Origin of the sequence: Thalassovita mangrovi (assembly GCF_009857745.1) — a bacterium.
GTDB classification, from domain to species: Bacteria; Pseudomonadota; Alphaproteobacteria; order Rhodobacterales; family Rhodobacteraceae; genus Thalassobius; species Thalassobius mangrovi.
On sequence record NZ_WWEN01000010.1, the window covers coordinates 158,549 to 173,028 of the forward strand.

Below are 14,480 nucleotides of genomic sequence, written 5' to 3' on the forward strand. Positions count from 1 at the left end.
GGCATCTGCCCGGCACCGCTTTCGACTTAGTCGCGCTCTTCGATGATTTCGACCAGGTGCGGGATCTTGTTGACCATGCCGCGTACCGACGGCGTGTCTTCCAGTTCCCGGGTCTTGTGCATCTTGTTCAGGCCCAGACCGATCAGGGTCTCACGCTGAACGGCGGGGCGACGGATCGGCGAGCCGATCTGCTTCACAACGATGGTTTTAGCCATGGGTCGCTCTCCTTATGCTTCTTCTGCCGGGGCAGCTGCTTCTTCCTTGCGCAGGATGTCAGCAACTTTCTTGCCGCGGCGGGCAGCGACCGAACGCGGGCTGGCTTCTTTCTTGAGGCCGTCCAGCGTGGCGCGGATCATGTTGTAGGGGTTCTGCGAGCCGATCGACTTCGACACAACGTCCTTCACGCCCAGCATTTCGAACACGGCACGCATCGGACCACCGGCGATGATACCGGTACCTTCCGGAGCGGTGCGCATGACGACCTTACCGGCGCCGTGACGGCCTTCCATGTCGTGGTGCAGGGTGCGGCCCTCTTTCAGCGCCACGCGGATCATCTGGCGCTTGGCTTGCTCGGTGGCTTTGCGGATGGCCTCGGGGACCTCTTTCGCTTTACCTTTGCCGAAGCCGACGCGGCCTTTCTGATCGCCGACAACCACGAGAGCGGCGAAGCCGAAGCGCTTACCACCTTTCACGGTTTTCGACACACGGTTGATCGCAACCAGACGATCTGCGAATTCGGGAGCTTCTTCGCGCTCGCGGCGCGGGCCCCGACGGTTTTCACGTTCTGCCATCAGGCATTCCTTTCAAGGTGGCGCTTGCGGCGCCGTTTAACTCGATCCCAGTGCGCGGTGCTTGTGGCACCGGCCCGGATCATCGGGGGGACGCGAACGTCCCCCGCAGGGTTGATTAGAACTTCAGCCCGCCTTCACGCGCAGCGTCGGCCAGAGCCTTCACTTTGCCGTGGAACAGGAAGCCGCCACGGTCGAAGTAGCATTCTTCGACACCGGCCTTCTTGGCACGCTCGGCGATTGCCGCGCCCACCTTTGCAGCCGCTTCGACGTTGTTCTTGCCGACCACGCCCAGATCTTTCTCCAGCGAGGAGGCCGATGCCAGGGTGACGCCTTGAACGTCGTCGATCAGCTGCACGCTGATGTTCTTGCTGGAGCGGTGAACCGACAGGCGAAGCTTGCCGACGTTCACTTTCCGCTGCTTGTTCCGAACGCGCAGACGGCGCTTCAGGAACAGGGTCCGTTTGCTGTTTGCCATTTTGCTCGTCCTTACTTCTTCTTGCCTTCCTTGCGGAAGATGTACTCGTCTTTGTACTTGATGCCCTTGCCCTTGTAGGGTTCCGGCTTACGCCATTCGCGGATATTGGCCGCGACCTGGCCGACGAGTTGCGGATCATCGCCTTCGACAACGATTTCGGTCTGCTTCGGGCAGGTCACGGTCACGCCGTTCGGCACCTCGAAGTTGACTTCGTGCGAATAGCCCAGGTTCAGCTTCAGGACGTTGCCTGCCATCTGAGCCCGGTAACCCACACCGTTGATTTCCAGCTCTTTCTTGAAGCCTTCCGTCACACCCTTGACCATGTTGGCCACGATGGTGCGCGACATGCCCCATTGCTGACGGGCGCGCTTGGACTTGCCACGCGGGGTCACGGTCACGACATTGTCTTCGACCGCGATGGTGACGTCGTCGGTTGCGGTGAAGTTCTGGGTCGCTTTCGGACCCTTCACTTCGATGGTCTGACCCGACACAGTGGCGGTGACGCCGCTGGGCAGTTCGACCGGTTTCTTACCAATACGAGACATTGCAGACCCTCCTTAGAAGACGGTGCAGAGCACTTCGCCGCCAACATTGTTGGAGCGCGCGCTTGCGTCCGACATCACACCTTTCGGAGTGCTGACAATCGACACGCCCAGGCCCTGACGGACAACGGGGATGTCATTGACGCCCATGTAGACGCGGCGACCGGGCTTGGAAACCCGCTTCAGTTCGCGAATGACAGGGGTGCCTTCGTAGTATTTCAGGCTGATTTCAAGGGTCGGGTGACCGTTGGCATCGGTGCCTTTTTCGTAGCCGCGGATGTAGCCTTCGTCAGCCAGCACATCCAGAACCCAGCCGCGCAGTTTCGACGCCGGGGTCGTAACGACCGACTTGCCGCGCATCTGAGCGTTGCGGATACGGGTGAGCATATCGCCGATAGGATCGTTCATATCACTCTCTCCCTTACCAGCTCGATTTCACCAGACCGGGGATCTGGCCAAACGAGCCCAGTTCCCGCAGCATGATACGGCTGACCTTGAGCTTACGGTAGTAAGCGTGGGGACGGCCGGTCAGCTGACAGCGGTTGTGCAGACGGGTCGCCGAGCTGTTGCGCGGCAGTTCAGCAAGCTTCAGGGAAGCGCGGAAACGCTCTTCCATCGGCTTGTCTTTGTCGTTGATGATCTCTTTGAGAGCAGCGCGCTTGGCGGCGTAACGTGCCACCAGCTTCTGACGCTTGTTCTCGCGTGCGACCATGGATTTCTTAGCCATTACTCTATCTCCCCGCGTCAGCTGTTGAAGGGCATGTTGAAAGCTTTCAACAGGCTCTTGGCTTCCGCGTCGGTGTTCGCGGTGGTGGCGATCACGATGTCCATACCCCAGACTTCATCGACCTTGTCGAAATCGATCTCGGGGAAGACGATGTGCTCTTTCAGACCGGTGGCGTAGTTGCCACGACCATCGAAGGATTTGCCCGACACGCCGCGGAAGTCGCGGATACGGGGCATTGCGATGGTGATCAGACGGTCCAGGAATTCGTACATGCGGTCGCCGCGCAGGGTCACTTTCGCGCCCATCGGCATACCTTCACGGACGCGGAAACCCGCGATCGAATTCTTGGCGACGGTGGTCACGGCCTTCTGGCCGGCGATCAACGACAGGTCCTCGGTCGCCGACTTGGCTTTCTTGCTGTCTTTGACAGCTTCTGCGCCGCAGCCGATGTTGAGCACGATCTTGTCCAGACGCGGGATCTGCATGTCGTTCTTGTACCCGAACTCTTCTTTCAGAGCGGCCCGGATGGTGTCGACATAGAGCGTCTTCAGACGCGGGGTGTAATTTGCGGTATCAAGCATCGATCACGTCCCCCGTGGTCTTGGCGAAACGCACCTTCTTGTCGCCTTCCATGCGGAAACCGACGCGGGTTGCTTTGCCGTTTGCGTCCAGGAATGCCAGGTTCGACAGCGCGATCGGCATGGCCTTGGGCAGGCGGCCGCCTTGGCTGGTCTGGGTCTGGCGGGTGTGGCGGATGGCGATGTTGATGCCTTCGACCACGGCTTTTCCGGCTTTCGGGTCAACGGAGGCGATCACGCCTTCTTTGCCCTTGTCCTTGCCGGCCAGCACGACGACCTTGTCGCCTTTTTTCAGTTTGGCAGCCATCTTACAGCACCTCCGGGGCGAGCGAGATGATCTTCATGAAGTTCTTCGCGCGAAGTTCGCGAACAACCGGTCCGAAGATACGGGTGCCGACCGGCTCGCCTGCGTTATTCAGGATAACGGCGGCGTTGCGGTCAAAACGGATCGAAGTGCCGTCTTCGCGACGGACTTCTTTGGCGGTGCGCACGACGACGGCCTTACGGACGTCACCTTTCTTCACGCGGCCGCGCGGGATGGCTTCTTTGACCGACACCACGATGATGTCGCCGACCGACGCGTAGCGACGGTGCGAGCCACCCAGAACCTTGATGCACTGAACTCGGCGAGCGCCGGAGTTATCAGCAACATCCAGATTGGTCTGCATCTGGATCATTTGGTTTCTCCCGACCTATGGGGGGGCTTGCAGTTGCCCATTCCCCCAGGGTTTCGATTAAAGCTTTGCAAGCTCTCGCCTCAGGAGGCGATCACTTCCCAACGCTTGGTTTTCGACTTCGGCGCACATTCCTGGATACGGACGGTGTCACCGACGTTGAATTGGTTGTTCTCGTCGTGAGCCCGGTATTTCTTGGACTTACGAATGGTTTTTTTCAGAACCGGATGGGTGAAGCGGCGCTCGACCAGAACGGTCACGGTCTGTGCGTTGGCGTTCGAGGTGACGGTGCCTTGAAGAATACGTTTGGGCATCAGACAGGTCCTTATTCAGCAGCCGCTTGGGCTTTTTGGTTCAACACGGTTTTGACACGGGCGGCGTCACGGCGGACCTGACGCATGCGTGCGGTGTTTTCCAGCTGACCGGTGGCCTGTTGAAAGCGCAGGTTAAACGCTTCTTTCTTCAGCGAAGCCAGTTCCTCGCGGAGCTGGTCCGGAGTCTTTTCACTCAGTTCCTTGGCGTTCATCGCCTTTTCCTTTTCTACTGCACCAGAAGGCCCCGAAGGTCACCTTGTGCCTGGTGGATTCAAAAACAAACGCGCGAATCCCGGTCACCCGAAATCCGCGAGATGCCGCTCTATATAGGTGGGATACCCGGGTGGCAAGGGAAACTTCCATATTTTCGGGGCCTCACCGCAAAGCGTGGCGCGCTCAGGCGATAATCTTCCCGCCTCTTTATTAGGCTCTTACGACCTGGCCGCCCGCCTTGGTGCGTCAGGAACGCTGCCATTTCCGTCAAAACCAGGTTTCCGCCACGGAACCCGGATAAAACCGGCAATGCCGCCGCCGTCTTCAAAAATAGACCGAGAAGACCTTTTCGACCGAAACCAATGACATCGCAACGGCATGTGGCATCCTTCAGTACCTTCTTCCCCGTCGCCCCCTCCGCAGACCGCCCTTTCGGCGCGCCTGCCCTATTGACCCCGCCCCAAGTGAAATTTCCCCTTCCCTTGCAAGAAGACCCCAGAAAATGACGCTCAGATTACGCCTTTCTCTCACCTTTCTCCTGCTGTCCGCCCTGTTCATCGGCGTTGGCGCCATGGCGCTGTACCAGCTGGGCGAAGTGAAACAACGCAGCCAGCAGATCGTCGACCGCAACGTCGCCATTTTGCGCGACATCGATGCGCTTGCGACGCTGCAACAAGAAACCCAGGTCGTCATCCGCGACTACATTCTGATCAAGAACTACAACAAGCGCAAAGAACTGAAGGATCAGATCGACACCCTGCGCTTTCAGCAGGAACTGCTGACCAACGACGCCTCTGAAAGCGCCGATGCCGAAATGGTCGGGTTTCTGGCCGACTATTCCTCGCTGAACGCCAAGCTGAACGAGGCGATCGACAAGGTGGTCGAAGTCGTCGGCTATGGCGGCAGCGACATGACGATATCGTTGCATCTGGAAGAAGCATCGACCTTCCAGGCCCAGATCATCGCCGCCACCGACGAGATTTCGTCGTCGCAGACCAGCAAGATGGAAACCGCGCTGGAAGAATCCGAGGCGATCTACAACCAGGCCTGGCTGATGATCGCCGTCCTGATCGGCGCCGCTCTCGTGATCAGCCTGCTGAGCGCGGTGATCACCAATCGGACCCTCAAACGCGGTTTCCGCATGGCCATCTCGCTCAGCAATGACGTCGCCAATGGCGATCTGAGCAAGACGATCGAGCACAAGCAGAAGGGCGAATTCGGCGACCTGCTGAACAACCTCAACCGCATGGTCGGCGGGCTGCGCGATATCGTGTCCTCGGTCGCTTCCGGCGCCGGCAACGTTTCGGCCGGGGCGGTGCAGATGGCGCAGACCTCCGAACAGCTGCAGGAGGCCGCGACCAACCAGGCCGCGGCGACCGAAAACGCCTCCAGCTCGGTCGAACAGATGACCGCGAATGTCGAACAGAACGCCGACGCCACGCAGGAAACCGAACAGATGGCGCTGAGCTCGGCCGAGGATGCCCGGCAAAGCGGCGCGGCGGTCAAATCGGCGATGGAATACACCAACAACATCGTCGGCCGCATCCAGATCGTGCAGGAAATCGCGCGGCAGACCGACCTTCTGGCATTGAACGCCGCGGTCGAGGCCGCCCGCGCCGGCGAACACGGCCGCGGCTTCAGCGTGGTGGCCTCCGAGGTGCGCAAACTGGCCGAACGCAGCCAGGACGCCGCCGGCGAAATCGGGGCGCTGACCAAGGAAACCGTCGCGGTGTCCGCAAAGGCGGTCGACATGCTGGACCGGCTGGTGCCCAAGATCGAACGCACCGCGCAGCTGGTCAGCAACATCGCCAAGGCCAACAGCGAAATCTCGGTCGGCATGGGCCAGATCAACGGCGCCATCACCGAGCTCGACAGCATCACCCAGGCCAACAACTCGGCCTCCGAGGAAATGTCCGCCACCGCCGAGGAACTGGCCGCCCAGGCCCAGGCGCTGCGCGCGACGATGGACGAGTTCACGCTGGAATCCCACGCGGAAGAAACCGCGGAGGGCGCAAGCCAGGACGACGCCGTTCGAGCCGACCCGCAAGACAGCGCGCCCGCGCAGGAGAGCACGCTGATCGACCTCGACCTGACCGGGGACACGGCGGAAGAACCTGTCGACTTCACCGCGGTGAAGCAACAGCGCGGCCGCTGAGCCCCTGCCCTCCTGTACCCGCATCACCCCCGCCGTTCCCCACGGCGGGGGTTTTTCGTCGCGCCCCCGCGAGGCCCCTACCCCTTGGCCCCGTCCTGCGCTATGACCGGTGCATGTCACAGATTGAATCGCTCTTCGTCACCCGCCTCTATCGCGCCCGCCTGAATGAATTCGGGCCCGCCGTCGATACAGATGAACTGGAAGCCTCCTGCTACTCGATCGCCGAGGATGACGAGGCCGGCCAGGAATGGTGCGAGGAAAACGGCTATCCCGGCTACACCTCCTATGCGTCGCTGACCGACCTGGGCTGGCGCTTCCCGATCTTCGGCGACGTCATCAAGTCGCTGGACCAGCACGTCGCGGCCTTCGCCAAGGACCTGGAATTCGATCTGGGCGACAAGGAACTGGTGCTCGAAGACCTGTGGATCAACATCCTGCCCGAGGGCGGCACCCATAGCTCGCACCTGCACCCGCATTCGGTGATTTCCGGCACGACCTACGTGTCGATGCCGCAGGGCACCAGCGCGCTGAAGCTCGAAGATCCCCGTTCGGCCCGGATGATGGCGGCGCCGGCCCGCCGCAAGGACGCGCGGCGCGACTTGCAGACCTTCATCTACATGAAGCCCGAAGTGGGCGACGTGTTGCTGTGGGAAAGCTGGCTGCGCCACGAAGTGCCGATGAACATGGCCGAGGAAGACCGGGTTTCGGTGAGCTTCAATTACAAATGGGGCGAGTGAGCCGCTGAGAGCCGCGCCCGGGATGGTTACCGGGCGGCACGCATAGTTTCAGATGTAGGGTGGGGTTTCACCCCACCGATCAACCCGACCTTTTTCGGCCGAAAACATGGTGGGGTGAAGCCCCACGCTTCCGCTTTCTTTGATTTAGCCGTGATCAAACTTCGCCCCCGCGCCAATCACCATTTTGTTTTAATGAAGACTGGTTTGAGGTTGACCGGTCGTATTTTGCAATTCTGATCCATAGTCGCGACGGAAGGCAAAATCTTCTTTGGCGGTTTCTTGAACCATTGAGAACAAAGACCTGCCAAGTCCTGCATCCCAAGATGTTCGCATATTGGTGTTAATATGGCATCGGCCAAATCCTGGTCATGATGAAGAAAGAAGTCACCAGTTTTGGCCATGTCATTTGGATGCTCCTTCATTTCAGATTTCTTTCTTTGGAACATCCTCGGTGTCGCAGTGAATTCCGTTTTCATAAGGTCGCCAAATTTTGGAGCCATGAAATCCAGAATCCAGCCATTTGCCTCTACCCAGCAATGGAATCCCTTTTGCGTCCCAGCTATTCCTTGAGCAGTTTCTTCCCCAAAACAGAGTACGTGGTCATCATCACCTAGGTAGTAAGTCGCTAAACCACATCTCACTTTCGCTTCAAGCCCGTAGTGATCGACAAGAATGTTCGCACCAAAGAGACTGAATTGAATGCAGGCGTGAGCGGAATTGCCCTCTTCGCTTTCAACAACCGCGGACACCACCTGAAAAATTCTTTCATATTCCTTCATCTTAATAAGCATTAGTCGTCTCCTTGCTTGAAATTCTGTTGTCTAAGAATCGTAGGCGCGTGCGAATGAGCATAGTCAGCGTGCGCACACACAACACCAGCGCTTCTTCTAAAGAATAGTGAGCTTACCTAAGAAAACTGGGAAAGGAGTTCACAACTCCAACTCAAGATCGTCGCAGGCAATGCGGCGGGAGGATTTCCTTTGCCGACGAATTCAATCGAGATTGCTCCACTTGTTCTGATCTAGTGCCAAATAAAGCATCCCGAGATCATAAAGTCTGACACCTATTACTTTGCAGCATCAAACAACAAAACCCCCGCGCGATCACTCGCGCGGGGGTTTCGATTTTTCCGTAGGCCGGGCTCTCGCCCGGCACCACCTTACCAGTCTTCGCGAACGACGACGCGGGTCTTGATCGGCAGCTTCATCGCGGCCAGGCGCAGGGCCTCGCGGGCGATGTCTTCATCGACGCCGTCGATCTCGAACATGATCCGGCCCGGCTTGACCTTGGCGGTCCAGCGGTCCACCGAACCTTTACCTTTACCCATACGAACCTCGATCGGTTTCGCGGTGACCGGCAGGTCGGGGAAGATGCGGATCCAGACGCGGCCCTGACGCTTCATATGACGGGTCATGGCACGACGTGCGGCTTCGATCTGACGGGCGGTGATCCGCTCCGGCTCGATGGCCTTGAGGCCATAGGTGCCGAAGTTCAGGTCGCTTCCGCCTTTTGCCAGGCCGTGGATCCGGCCTTTGTGCATCTTGCGGAATTTAGTACGCTTTGGCTGAAGCATATCTCAGGACTCCTTAACGACGGCCGCGCGGTGCAGCACCGCGGGGCGCAGGGCCATCCTGGAGCTCGGCCTGGCGACGGTCACGAGCCTGCGGGTCGTGTTCCATGATCTCGCCTTTGAAGATCCAGGTCTTGATGCCGATGATGCCATAGGGCGTCGACGCTTCGGCGTGGGCGTAATCGATGTCCGCACGCAGGGTGTGCAGCGGCACGCGGCCTTCGCGGTACCATTCGGTACGTGCGATTTCTGCACCGCCCAGACGACCGGCGACGTTCACACGGATGCCCAGGGCGCCCATGCGCATGGCGTTCTGAACCGAACGCTTCATCGCGCGGCGGAACGAAACCCGGCGTTCCAGCTGCTGGGCGATCGATTCCGCCACCAGCTGAGCGTCCAGTTCCGGCTTGCGGACTTCGACGATGTTCAGGTGCAGTTCGCTGTCGGTCATGTTCGCCAGCTTCTTGCGCAGAACTTCGATATCGGCGCCTTTTTTGCCGATGATCACGCCCGGACGCGCGGTGTGAATGGTCACACGGCACTTCTTGTGCGGACGTTCGATGATCACGCGGGCCACGCCGGCCTGCTTGCATTCATCCTTGATGAAGTCGCGGATTTTCAGGTCTTCCATCAGAAGATCCCCGTAATCCTTGGTATCGGCGTACCAGCGGCTGTCCCAGGTGCGGTTGACCTGAAGGCGCATGCCGATCGGATTGGTCTTGTTACCCATTAGGCTTGCTCCTCAACTTGACGCACCTTGATGGTCAGTTCCGAGAACGGTTTGACGATCTTGCCGAAACGACCACGGGCGCGCGGACGACCGCGCTTCATGGTCAGGTTCTTGCCGACATAAGCCTCGGCGACGATCAGTTCATCGACGTCCAGGTTATGGTTGTTCTCGGCGTTGGCGATGGCCGACTGCAGGCATTTCTTGACGTCCTGCGCGATCCGCTTCTTCGAGAAGGTCAGATCGTTCAGAGCCTTGTCGACCTTCTTGCCGCGGATCATCCCGGCAACCAGGTTCAGTTTCTGCGGGCTGGTGCGAAGCATACGGACCTTGGCCATTGCTTCGTTTTCGGCCACGCGGCGGGGGTTCTTTGCCTTGCCCATGGCTTACTTCCTTTTCGCTTTTTTATCGGCCGCATGCCCGTAGTAGGTACGGGTCGGCGAATATTCACCGAACTTCTGACCGATCATGTCCTCGGTCACGTTGACCGGAATGTGCTTCTGGCCGTTGTAGACGGCGAAGGTCAGACCCACGAATTGGGGCAGGATCGTCGACCGACGCGACCAGATTTTGATGACTTCTTTGCGCTCCGATTCACGGGCTGCTTCGGCTTTTTTCAGCACGTAAGCATCCACGAAGGGGCCTTTCCAAACAGAACGTGCCATGTCTTAGCGGCCCTTCTTCTTGGCGTGACGCGAGCGGATGATCAGCTTCTGCGACGCCTTGTTGGTGTTACGGGTACGCTTACCCTTGGTCGGTTTACCCCACGGGGTAACCGGGTGACGGCCACCCGAAGTCCGGCCCTCACCACCACCATGGGGGTGGTCGATCGGGTTCATGACGACACCGCGGACGCTCGGGCGGATGCCCTTGTGGCGCATGCGGCCGGCTTTACCGAAGTTCTGGTTGCTGTTGTCGGGGTTCGACACGGCACCCACGGTTGCCAGGCATTCCTGACGCACCAGGCGCAGTTCGCCCGAGCTCAGGCGGATCTGGGCGTAACCGCCGTCACGACCGACGAACTGGGCATAGGTGCCTGCCGCGCGGGCGATCTGGCCGCCTTTGCCGGGCTTCAGTTCGATGTTGTGAACGATGGTACCGATCGGCATGCCCGAGAACGGCATGGTGTTGCCCGGTTTGATGTCGGCCTTGGCCGATGCGATCACCTGATCGCCAACCGCCAGACGCTGCGGGGCCAGGATATAGGCCTGCTCGCCGTCTTCGTATTTGATCAGCGCGATGAACGCGGTGCGGTTGGGGTCATATTCGATCCGCTCAACGGTGGCGGCGATATCGAATTTGCGACGCTTGAAGTCGACGATACGATAGAGGCGCTTTGCCCCGCCGCCCTTGCGGCGCATCGTGATCCGTCCGGTGTTGTTGCGGCCGCCGTTCTTGGTCAGACCCTCAGTGAGGGATTTGACCGGACGCCCTTTCCACAGCTCCGAACGGTCGATCAGAACCAGCCCACGCTGGCCCGGCGTCGTCGGTTTATACGACTTGAGTGCCATGCTTTCTGTCTTCCGTTTTGTGAGGCAGGCCTGCGCCTACCCTGGTTATAGCCCCCCGCCCGGTTGTTTCCGAAGGAAACGCCCTACTAGGGTGGCCAACTTAAGAGGGCCCCGAAGGTCCCAGATTCCAAAATCAACGGGCCCCGGAACGAATCCGAGGCCGCGAGATTGGGGCGATGTAGCAGGGTTGTTGGGGGGAGTCTATAGGAATAAGGCGTTTTTCCTATCGGGACGGAGCCGCGCCTCGTCATGCTGGAAGCATGCCTCCGGCATGACGCGCGCGGTGGTGATCCGGGCACTGTGGAGGGCAGTTTATCCCGCCACATCCGTGAACGCCATCAACGAAGCACCCAGCCTCCCCAAATCGCCGCCGCGTCGGGGCGCGTCGCCTATGCGCGGTGGCCTGATGGCCGCTATTCGCGCGAGGTACTCAATCAAGGTATCGGGCACGGTTTCAATTGACATACTAAGAAGGTTTTTGAAATGCGCCGGGGAGCAAACCTTTTCCAGCTACCTTTATGAAAGCGAATGCTATGGTAACTCCCCTAAAACTGGAAACGCCCCCCAAAAGAAGAAGAAAAACAAAAGTACATTTGACAGACTACCGATTGCAACCGAGTGCTTCCAAGCTGCGACGCCAACGAGCACAGATAGCAGACTGAGCCCCACAATATGCTCTGCAAACACCAATTTTGTGTGGCCGAGCCCCATCCATTCAACCCCATAACCCCAGGACACTAGAAAATAGATTGGCGTTAGCACCCACAACACAACAATGAAGCCAACTTGTATCTTTAGGAAGTGCCTACACTTCTGCAGGATCAAAAATTGGACCGAGAAAAGAACAGGTAGAATAAGGATGGCACCCTGCATTGTCGTAAAGAGCAGAATTAGGGTGTGAATTGGAATAGGGCTTAATGGGCCAACATTCCCCGTGACAAGTGGCGGGATAACGGAACCTGCAGCGCCTATACTACCAAGAGCCAACCAAAGTGGCGTTGAAAGCAAAATGCGAGACACAACGGTACCCTCTATATCCATAGCAAGTTATTACCTTTAAAGCTGTCACATCTTTTAACTTACCACCCAAGCATGAGCTTTGATGGTGACGCAAACCAAAATATAGAATCAAACCAAAAAACCCCCGCCTTTCGGCGGGGGCTTTCTTTTCTTCGATCAGGCAATCCGATCAGAGGCCGGTCGACACGTCGATCGTGTTGCCCTCTTCGAGGGTCACATAGGCCTTCTTGACGTCCTTGCGCTTGCCCAGGGTACCCCGGAAGCGCTTGGTCTTGCCTTTGGTGATGGTGGTGTTCACCGCCTTCACCTTGACCCCGAACAGAGACTCGACGGCCTCTTTGATCTGGGGTTTGTTGGCGTCGATCGCGACCTCAAACACGACAGCACCGTTTTCCGAAGCCATGGTGGCTTTCTCGGTGATGATCGGCTTGCGGATCACGTCATAGAGTTCTGCTTTGGTGGTCATTTCAGACGAGCCTCCAGAGCTTCGACACCCGCTTTGGTGATCACCAGGGTGTCACGCTTGAGGATGTCATAGACGTTTGCGCCCATCGACGGCAGGATATCCAGACCTTCGATGTTGCGGGCTGCTTGGGCGAAACCTTCATTGACGGTGGCACCGTCGATGATCAGAGCGCGCTTCCAGCCCAGGTTCTTCACCTGCTTGGCCAGGGCTGCGGTCTTGCCTTCGGCTTCGGCGTTCTCGATCACGACCAGTTCGCCGGCTTTCGCCTTGGCGGACAGTGCGTGCTTCAGGCCCAGCTTGCGGAACTTCTTAGTCAGGTCATGACCGTGGCTGCGCGGGGTCGGGCCCTTGTAGATACCACCTTTGCGGAAGATCGGCGCGTTGCGGTCACCGTGGCGTGCGCCGCCGGTGCCCTTCTGGCGATAGATCTTCTTGGTCGAATAGCTGGTTTCCGAGCGGGTCTTCACCTTGTGGGTGCCGGCCTGCGCGTTGTTGCGCTGCCAACGGACCACACGGTGCAGGATGTCAGCGCGGGGTTCCAGGCCGAACAGGTCGTCGGACAGGTCCACCGAACCGGCTTTGCCGCCGTCCAGGTTGATCACATCAAGTTTCATTCTTCACCCCCTTCGGCAGGAGCTTCCGCGGCAGGCGCCTCGGTTGCAGCCGATTTCAGGGCCGCCGGGAACGGAACGTTCTCGGGCAGCTTCTTCTTCACGGCGTCTTTGATGGTGACCCAGCCGCCCTTGGAACCGGGAACCGCACCCTTGACCATGATCAGGCCACGGTCGGCATCGGTTTTCACGACTTCCAGGTTCTGCGTGGTCACGCGGACGGCACCCATGTGGCCTGCCATCTTCTTGCCCTTGAACACCTTGCCCGGGTCCTGACACTGACCGGTCGAACCGTGCGAACGGTGGCTGATCGACACACCGTGCGTGGCGCGCAGACCGCCGAAGTTGTGCCGCTTCATGGCACCGGCGAAGCCTTTACCGATCGTGGTGCCGGCGATGTCGACCTTCTGGCCCGAGACGTAATGCTCGGCCGAGATCTCGGCGCCGATTTCGATCAGGTTGTCCTCGGTCACGCGGAATTCGGCCAGCTTGCGCTTGGGCGCGACATTGGCCTTGGCGAAGTGGCCGCGCATCGCTTGCGAGGTCCGCTTTGCCTTCGCGTTGCCCGCGCCCAGCTGAACGGCGGTGTACCCGTCGCGTTCGGTGGTGCGCTGGTCAACGACCTGCAGGTTTTCCAGTTGAAGAACGGTCACAGGGATCTGCTTGCCGTCTTCCATGAACAGGCGGGTCATGCCCACCTTCTTGGCGATAACACCAGAGCGCATCTTACATACCCTCCGATCTTACGACTGCAGCTTGATCTCGACATCCACGCCAGCGGCGAGGTCGAGCTTCATCAGCGCGTCCACGGTCTGGGGGGTCGGATCAACGATGTCGAGCAGACGCTTGTGCGTACGGATCTCGAACTGGTCGCGGGATTTCTTGTCGACGTGAGGCCCACGCAGAACGGTGAACTTCTCGATCTTGTTCGGCAGCGGGATCGGGCCACGGACCTGAGCGCCGGTGCGCTTCGCCGTGTTGACGATTTCCTGGGTGCTGGCGTCCAGAACCCGGTAATCGAATGCCTTCAGCCGAATACGAATATTTTGGCTTTGCATTTTATCAGCCTTTTTATCAGGCGTTGGGGTTGAGAGGAGGACAGGCGCTCATCGCCCACCCTCATCGAACCCAAAAGGCGGGAATCACCCCGCCTTGACGTTCACGTAGAGAACCCGCGCTCCATACAGGGGGAACAGGGGTGTGGCAAGGGATATCTGGCCCATGGTGCAGGAATGCCAGGAAAGGCCGTCACCTAAGCGCAACGAGAGGCGGTCTCCCTGTCGCAGCCCCCCGCCCCGCAACGAAAAAGGGCCGCCCCTTGGGCGGCCCTTCTCTATTCAGATCAGCGAGTTGATCACTCGAGGATTTT

General features: G+C 59.0%; 23 protein-coding genes. 2 read left to right on the forward strand and 21 right to left on the reverse strand.

The window, feature by feature from the left end; genetic code table 11:
* Positions 1–26: 26 nt before the first annotated feature.
* From rpmD to rpmC, 11 genes are all read right to left on the reverse strand, one after another.
* A complete protein-coding gene (gene rpmD, locus GR167_RS18710; protein ID WP_160975256.1) occupies positions 27–215 on the reverse strand; it encodes a 50S ribosomal protein L30 in 189 nt (62 codons plus the stop codon).
* A 12-nt stretch (positions 216–227) separates the two neighbouring features.
* Positions 228–791, reverse strand: coding sequence for a 30S ribosomal protein S5 (gene rpsE / locus GR167_RS18715; protein WP_160975257.1), 564 nt, complete (start codon positions 789–791; stop codon positions 228–230).
* A 115-nt stretch (positions 792–906) separates the two neighbouring features.
* Positions 907–1,266 carry a 50S ribosomal protein L18 gene (rplR, locus tag GR167_RS18720; RefSeq protein ID WP_160975258.1) on the reverse strand — a complete coding sequence of 120 codons (360 nt, stop codon included), beginning with the start codon at positions 1,264–1,266 and terminating at the stop codon, positions 907–909.
* 11 nt (positions 1,267–1,277) lie between these two features.
* Positions 1,278–1,811 carry a 50S ribosomal protein L6 gene (rplF, locus tag GR167_RS18725; RefSeq protein ID WP_160975259.1) on the reverse strand — a complete coding sequence of 178 codons (534 nt, stop codon included), beginning with the start codon at positions 1,809–1,811 and terminating at the stop codon, positions 1,278–1,280.
* Between the two features lie 12 nt (positions 1,812–1,823).
* On the reverse strand, positions 1,824–2,216 hold the full coding sequence (gene rpsH / locus GR167_RS18730; RefSeq protein ID WP_160975260.1) for a 30S ribosomal protein S8: 393 nt from the start codon (positions 2,214–2,216) through the stop codon (positions 1,824–1,826).
* Positions 2,217–2,229: 13 nt separating this feature from the next.
* Positions 2,230–2,535 carry a 30S ribosomal protein S14 gene (gene rpsN, locus GR167_RS18735; RefSeq protein WP_160975261.1) on the reverse strand — a complete coding sequence of 102 codons (306 nt, stop codon included), beginning with the start codon at positions 2,533–2,535 and terminating at the stop codon, positions 2,230–2,232.
* 17 nt (positions 2,536–2,552) lie between these two features.
* Positions 2,553–3,116 (reverse strand): 50S ribosomal protein L5, encoded by a 564-nt coding sequence (gene rplE / locus GR167_RS18740; RefSeq protein WP_160975262.1) that lies wholly within the window; start codon positions 3,114–3,116, stop codon positions 2,553–2,555.
* A complete protein-coding gene (gene rplX, locus GR167_RS18745) occupies positions 3,109–3,420 on the reverse strand; it encodes a 50S ribosomal protein L24 (protein WP_160975263.1) in 312 nt (103 codons plus the stop codon). Before rplX ends, rplE begins: the two co-directional genes overlap by 8 nt.
* A 1-nt stretch (position 3,421) precedes the next feature.
* Complete coding sequence (gene rplN, locus GR167_RS18750; RefSeq protein ID WP_009805806.1) at positions 3,422–3,790, reverse strand: 50S ribosomal protein L14; 369 nt, start codon at positions 3,788–3,790, stop codon at positions 3,422–3,424.
* 80 nt (positions 3,791–3,870) lie between these two features.
* Positions 3,871–4,101, reverse strand: coding sequence for a 30S ribosomal protein S17 (gene rpsQ, locus GR167_RS18755; protein ID WP_160975264.1), 231 nt, complete (start codon positions 4,099–4,101; stop codon positions 3,871–3,873).
* An 11-nt stretch (positions 4,102–4,112) separates the two neighbouring features.
* Positions 4,113–4,313: a 50S ribosomal protein L29 gene (gene rpmC, locus GR167_RS18760; protein WP_160975265.1), complete on the reverse strand. Its 201-nt coding sequence runs from the start codon at positions 4,311–4,313 to the stop codon at positions 4,113–4,115.
* Positions 4,314–4,816: 503 nt separating this feature from the next.
* Between rpmC and GR167_RS18765 the strand changes: the two genes are divergently transcribed.
* Together GR167_RS18765 and GR167_RS18770 are read left to right on the forward strand one after the other, a co-directional pair.
* A complete protein-coding gene (locus tag GR167_RS18765) occupies positions 4,817–6,469 on the forward strand; it encodes a methyl-accepting chemotaxis protein (RefSeq protein WP_160975266.1) in 1,653 nt (550 codons plus the stop codon).
* A 113-nt stretch (positions 6,470–6,582) separates the two neighbouring features.
* Positions 6,583–7,206 (forward strand): 2OG-Fe(II) oxygenase family protein, encoded by a 624-nt coding sequence (locus GR167_RS18770; RefSeq protein ID WP_160975267.1) that lies wholly within the window; start codon positions 6,583–6,585, stop codon positions 7,204–7,206.
* Positions 7,207–7,382: 176 nt separating this feature from the next.
* Here the strand turns inward: GR167_RS18770 and GR167_RS18775 are convergent, their stop codons facing one another.
* From GR167_RS18775 to rpsJ, 10 genes are all read right to left on the reverse strand, one after another.
* The gene (locus GR167_RS18775) at positions 7,383–7,997 is read right to left on the reverse strand and encodes a DUF2026 family protein (protein WP_160975268.1); all 615 of its coding nucleotides are present in this window, start codon (positions 7,995–7,997) and stop codon (positions 7,383–7,385) included.
* Between the two features lie 368 nt (positions 7,998–8,365).
* The gene (rplP, locus tag GR167_RS18780; RefSeq protein ID WP_160975269.1) at positions 8,366–8,779 is read right to left on the reverse strand and encodes a 50S ribosomal protein L16; all 414 of its coding nucleotides are present in this window, start codon (positions 8,777–8,779) and stop codon (positions 8,366–8,368) included.
* 13 nt (positions 8,780–8,792) lie between these two features.
* On the reverse strand, positions 8,793–9,506 hold the full coding sequence (gene rpsC, locus GR167_RS18785; RefSeq protein ID WP_160975270.1) for a 30S ribosomal protein S3: 714 nt from the start codon (positions 9,504–9,506) through the stop codon (positions 8,793–8,795).
* Positions 9,506–9,886, reverse strand: coding sequence for a 50S ribosomal protein L22 (gene rplV, locus GR167_RS18790; protein ID WP_160975271.1), 381 nt, complete (start codon positions 9,884–9,886; stop codon positions 9,506–9,508). Before rplV ends, rpsC begins: the two co-directional genes overlap by 1 nt.
* 3 nt (positions 9,887–9,889) lie before the next feature.
* Complete coding sequence (gene rpsS, locus GR167_RS18795) at positions 9,890–10,168, reverse strand: 30S ribosomal protein S19 (RefSeq protein ID WP_160975272.1); 279 nt, start codon at positions 10,166–10,168, stop codon at positions 9,890–9,892.
* Positions 10,169–10,171: 3 nt separating this feature from the next.
* Positions 10,172–11,014, reverse strand: coding sequence for a 50S ribosomal protein L2 (rplB, locus tag GR167_RS18800; RefSeq protein WP_160975273.1), 843 nt, complete (start codon positions 11,012–11,014; stop codon positions 10,172–10,174).
* 1,189 nt (positions 11,015–12,203) lie between these two features.
* A complete protein-coding gene (locus tag GR167_RS18805; protein ID WP_160975274.1) occupies positions 12,204–12,500 on the reverse strand; it encodes a 50S ribosomal protein L23 in 297 nt (98 codons plus the stop codon).
* Complete coding sequence (gene rplD / locus GR167_RS18810; protein WP_160975275.1) at positions 12,497–13,114, reverse strand: 50S ribosomal protein L4; 618 nt, start codon at positions 13,112–13,114, stop codon at positions 12,497–12,499. The genes GR167_RS18805 and rplD overlap by 4 nt, the downstream gene beginning before the upstream one ends.
* The gene (gene rplC, locus GR167_RS18815; protein WP_160975276.1) at positions 13,111–13,836 is read right to left on the reverse strand and encodes a 50S ribosomal protein L3; all 726 of its coding nucleotides are present in this window, start codon (positions 13,834–13,836) and stop codon (positions 13,111–13,113) included. Before rplC ends, rplD begins: the two co-directional genes overlap by 4 nt.
* 18 nt (positions 13,837–13,854) lie before the next feature.
* Positions 13,855–14,169: a 30S ribosomal protein S10 gene (gene rpsJ, locus GR167_RS18820; RefSeq protein WP_005621947.1), complete on the reverse strand. Its 315-nt coding sequence runs from the start codon at positions 14,167–14,169 to the stop codon at positions 13,855–13,857.
* Positions 14,170–14,480 lie beyond the last annotated feature (311 nt).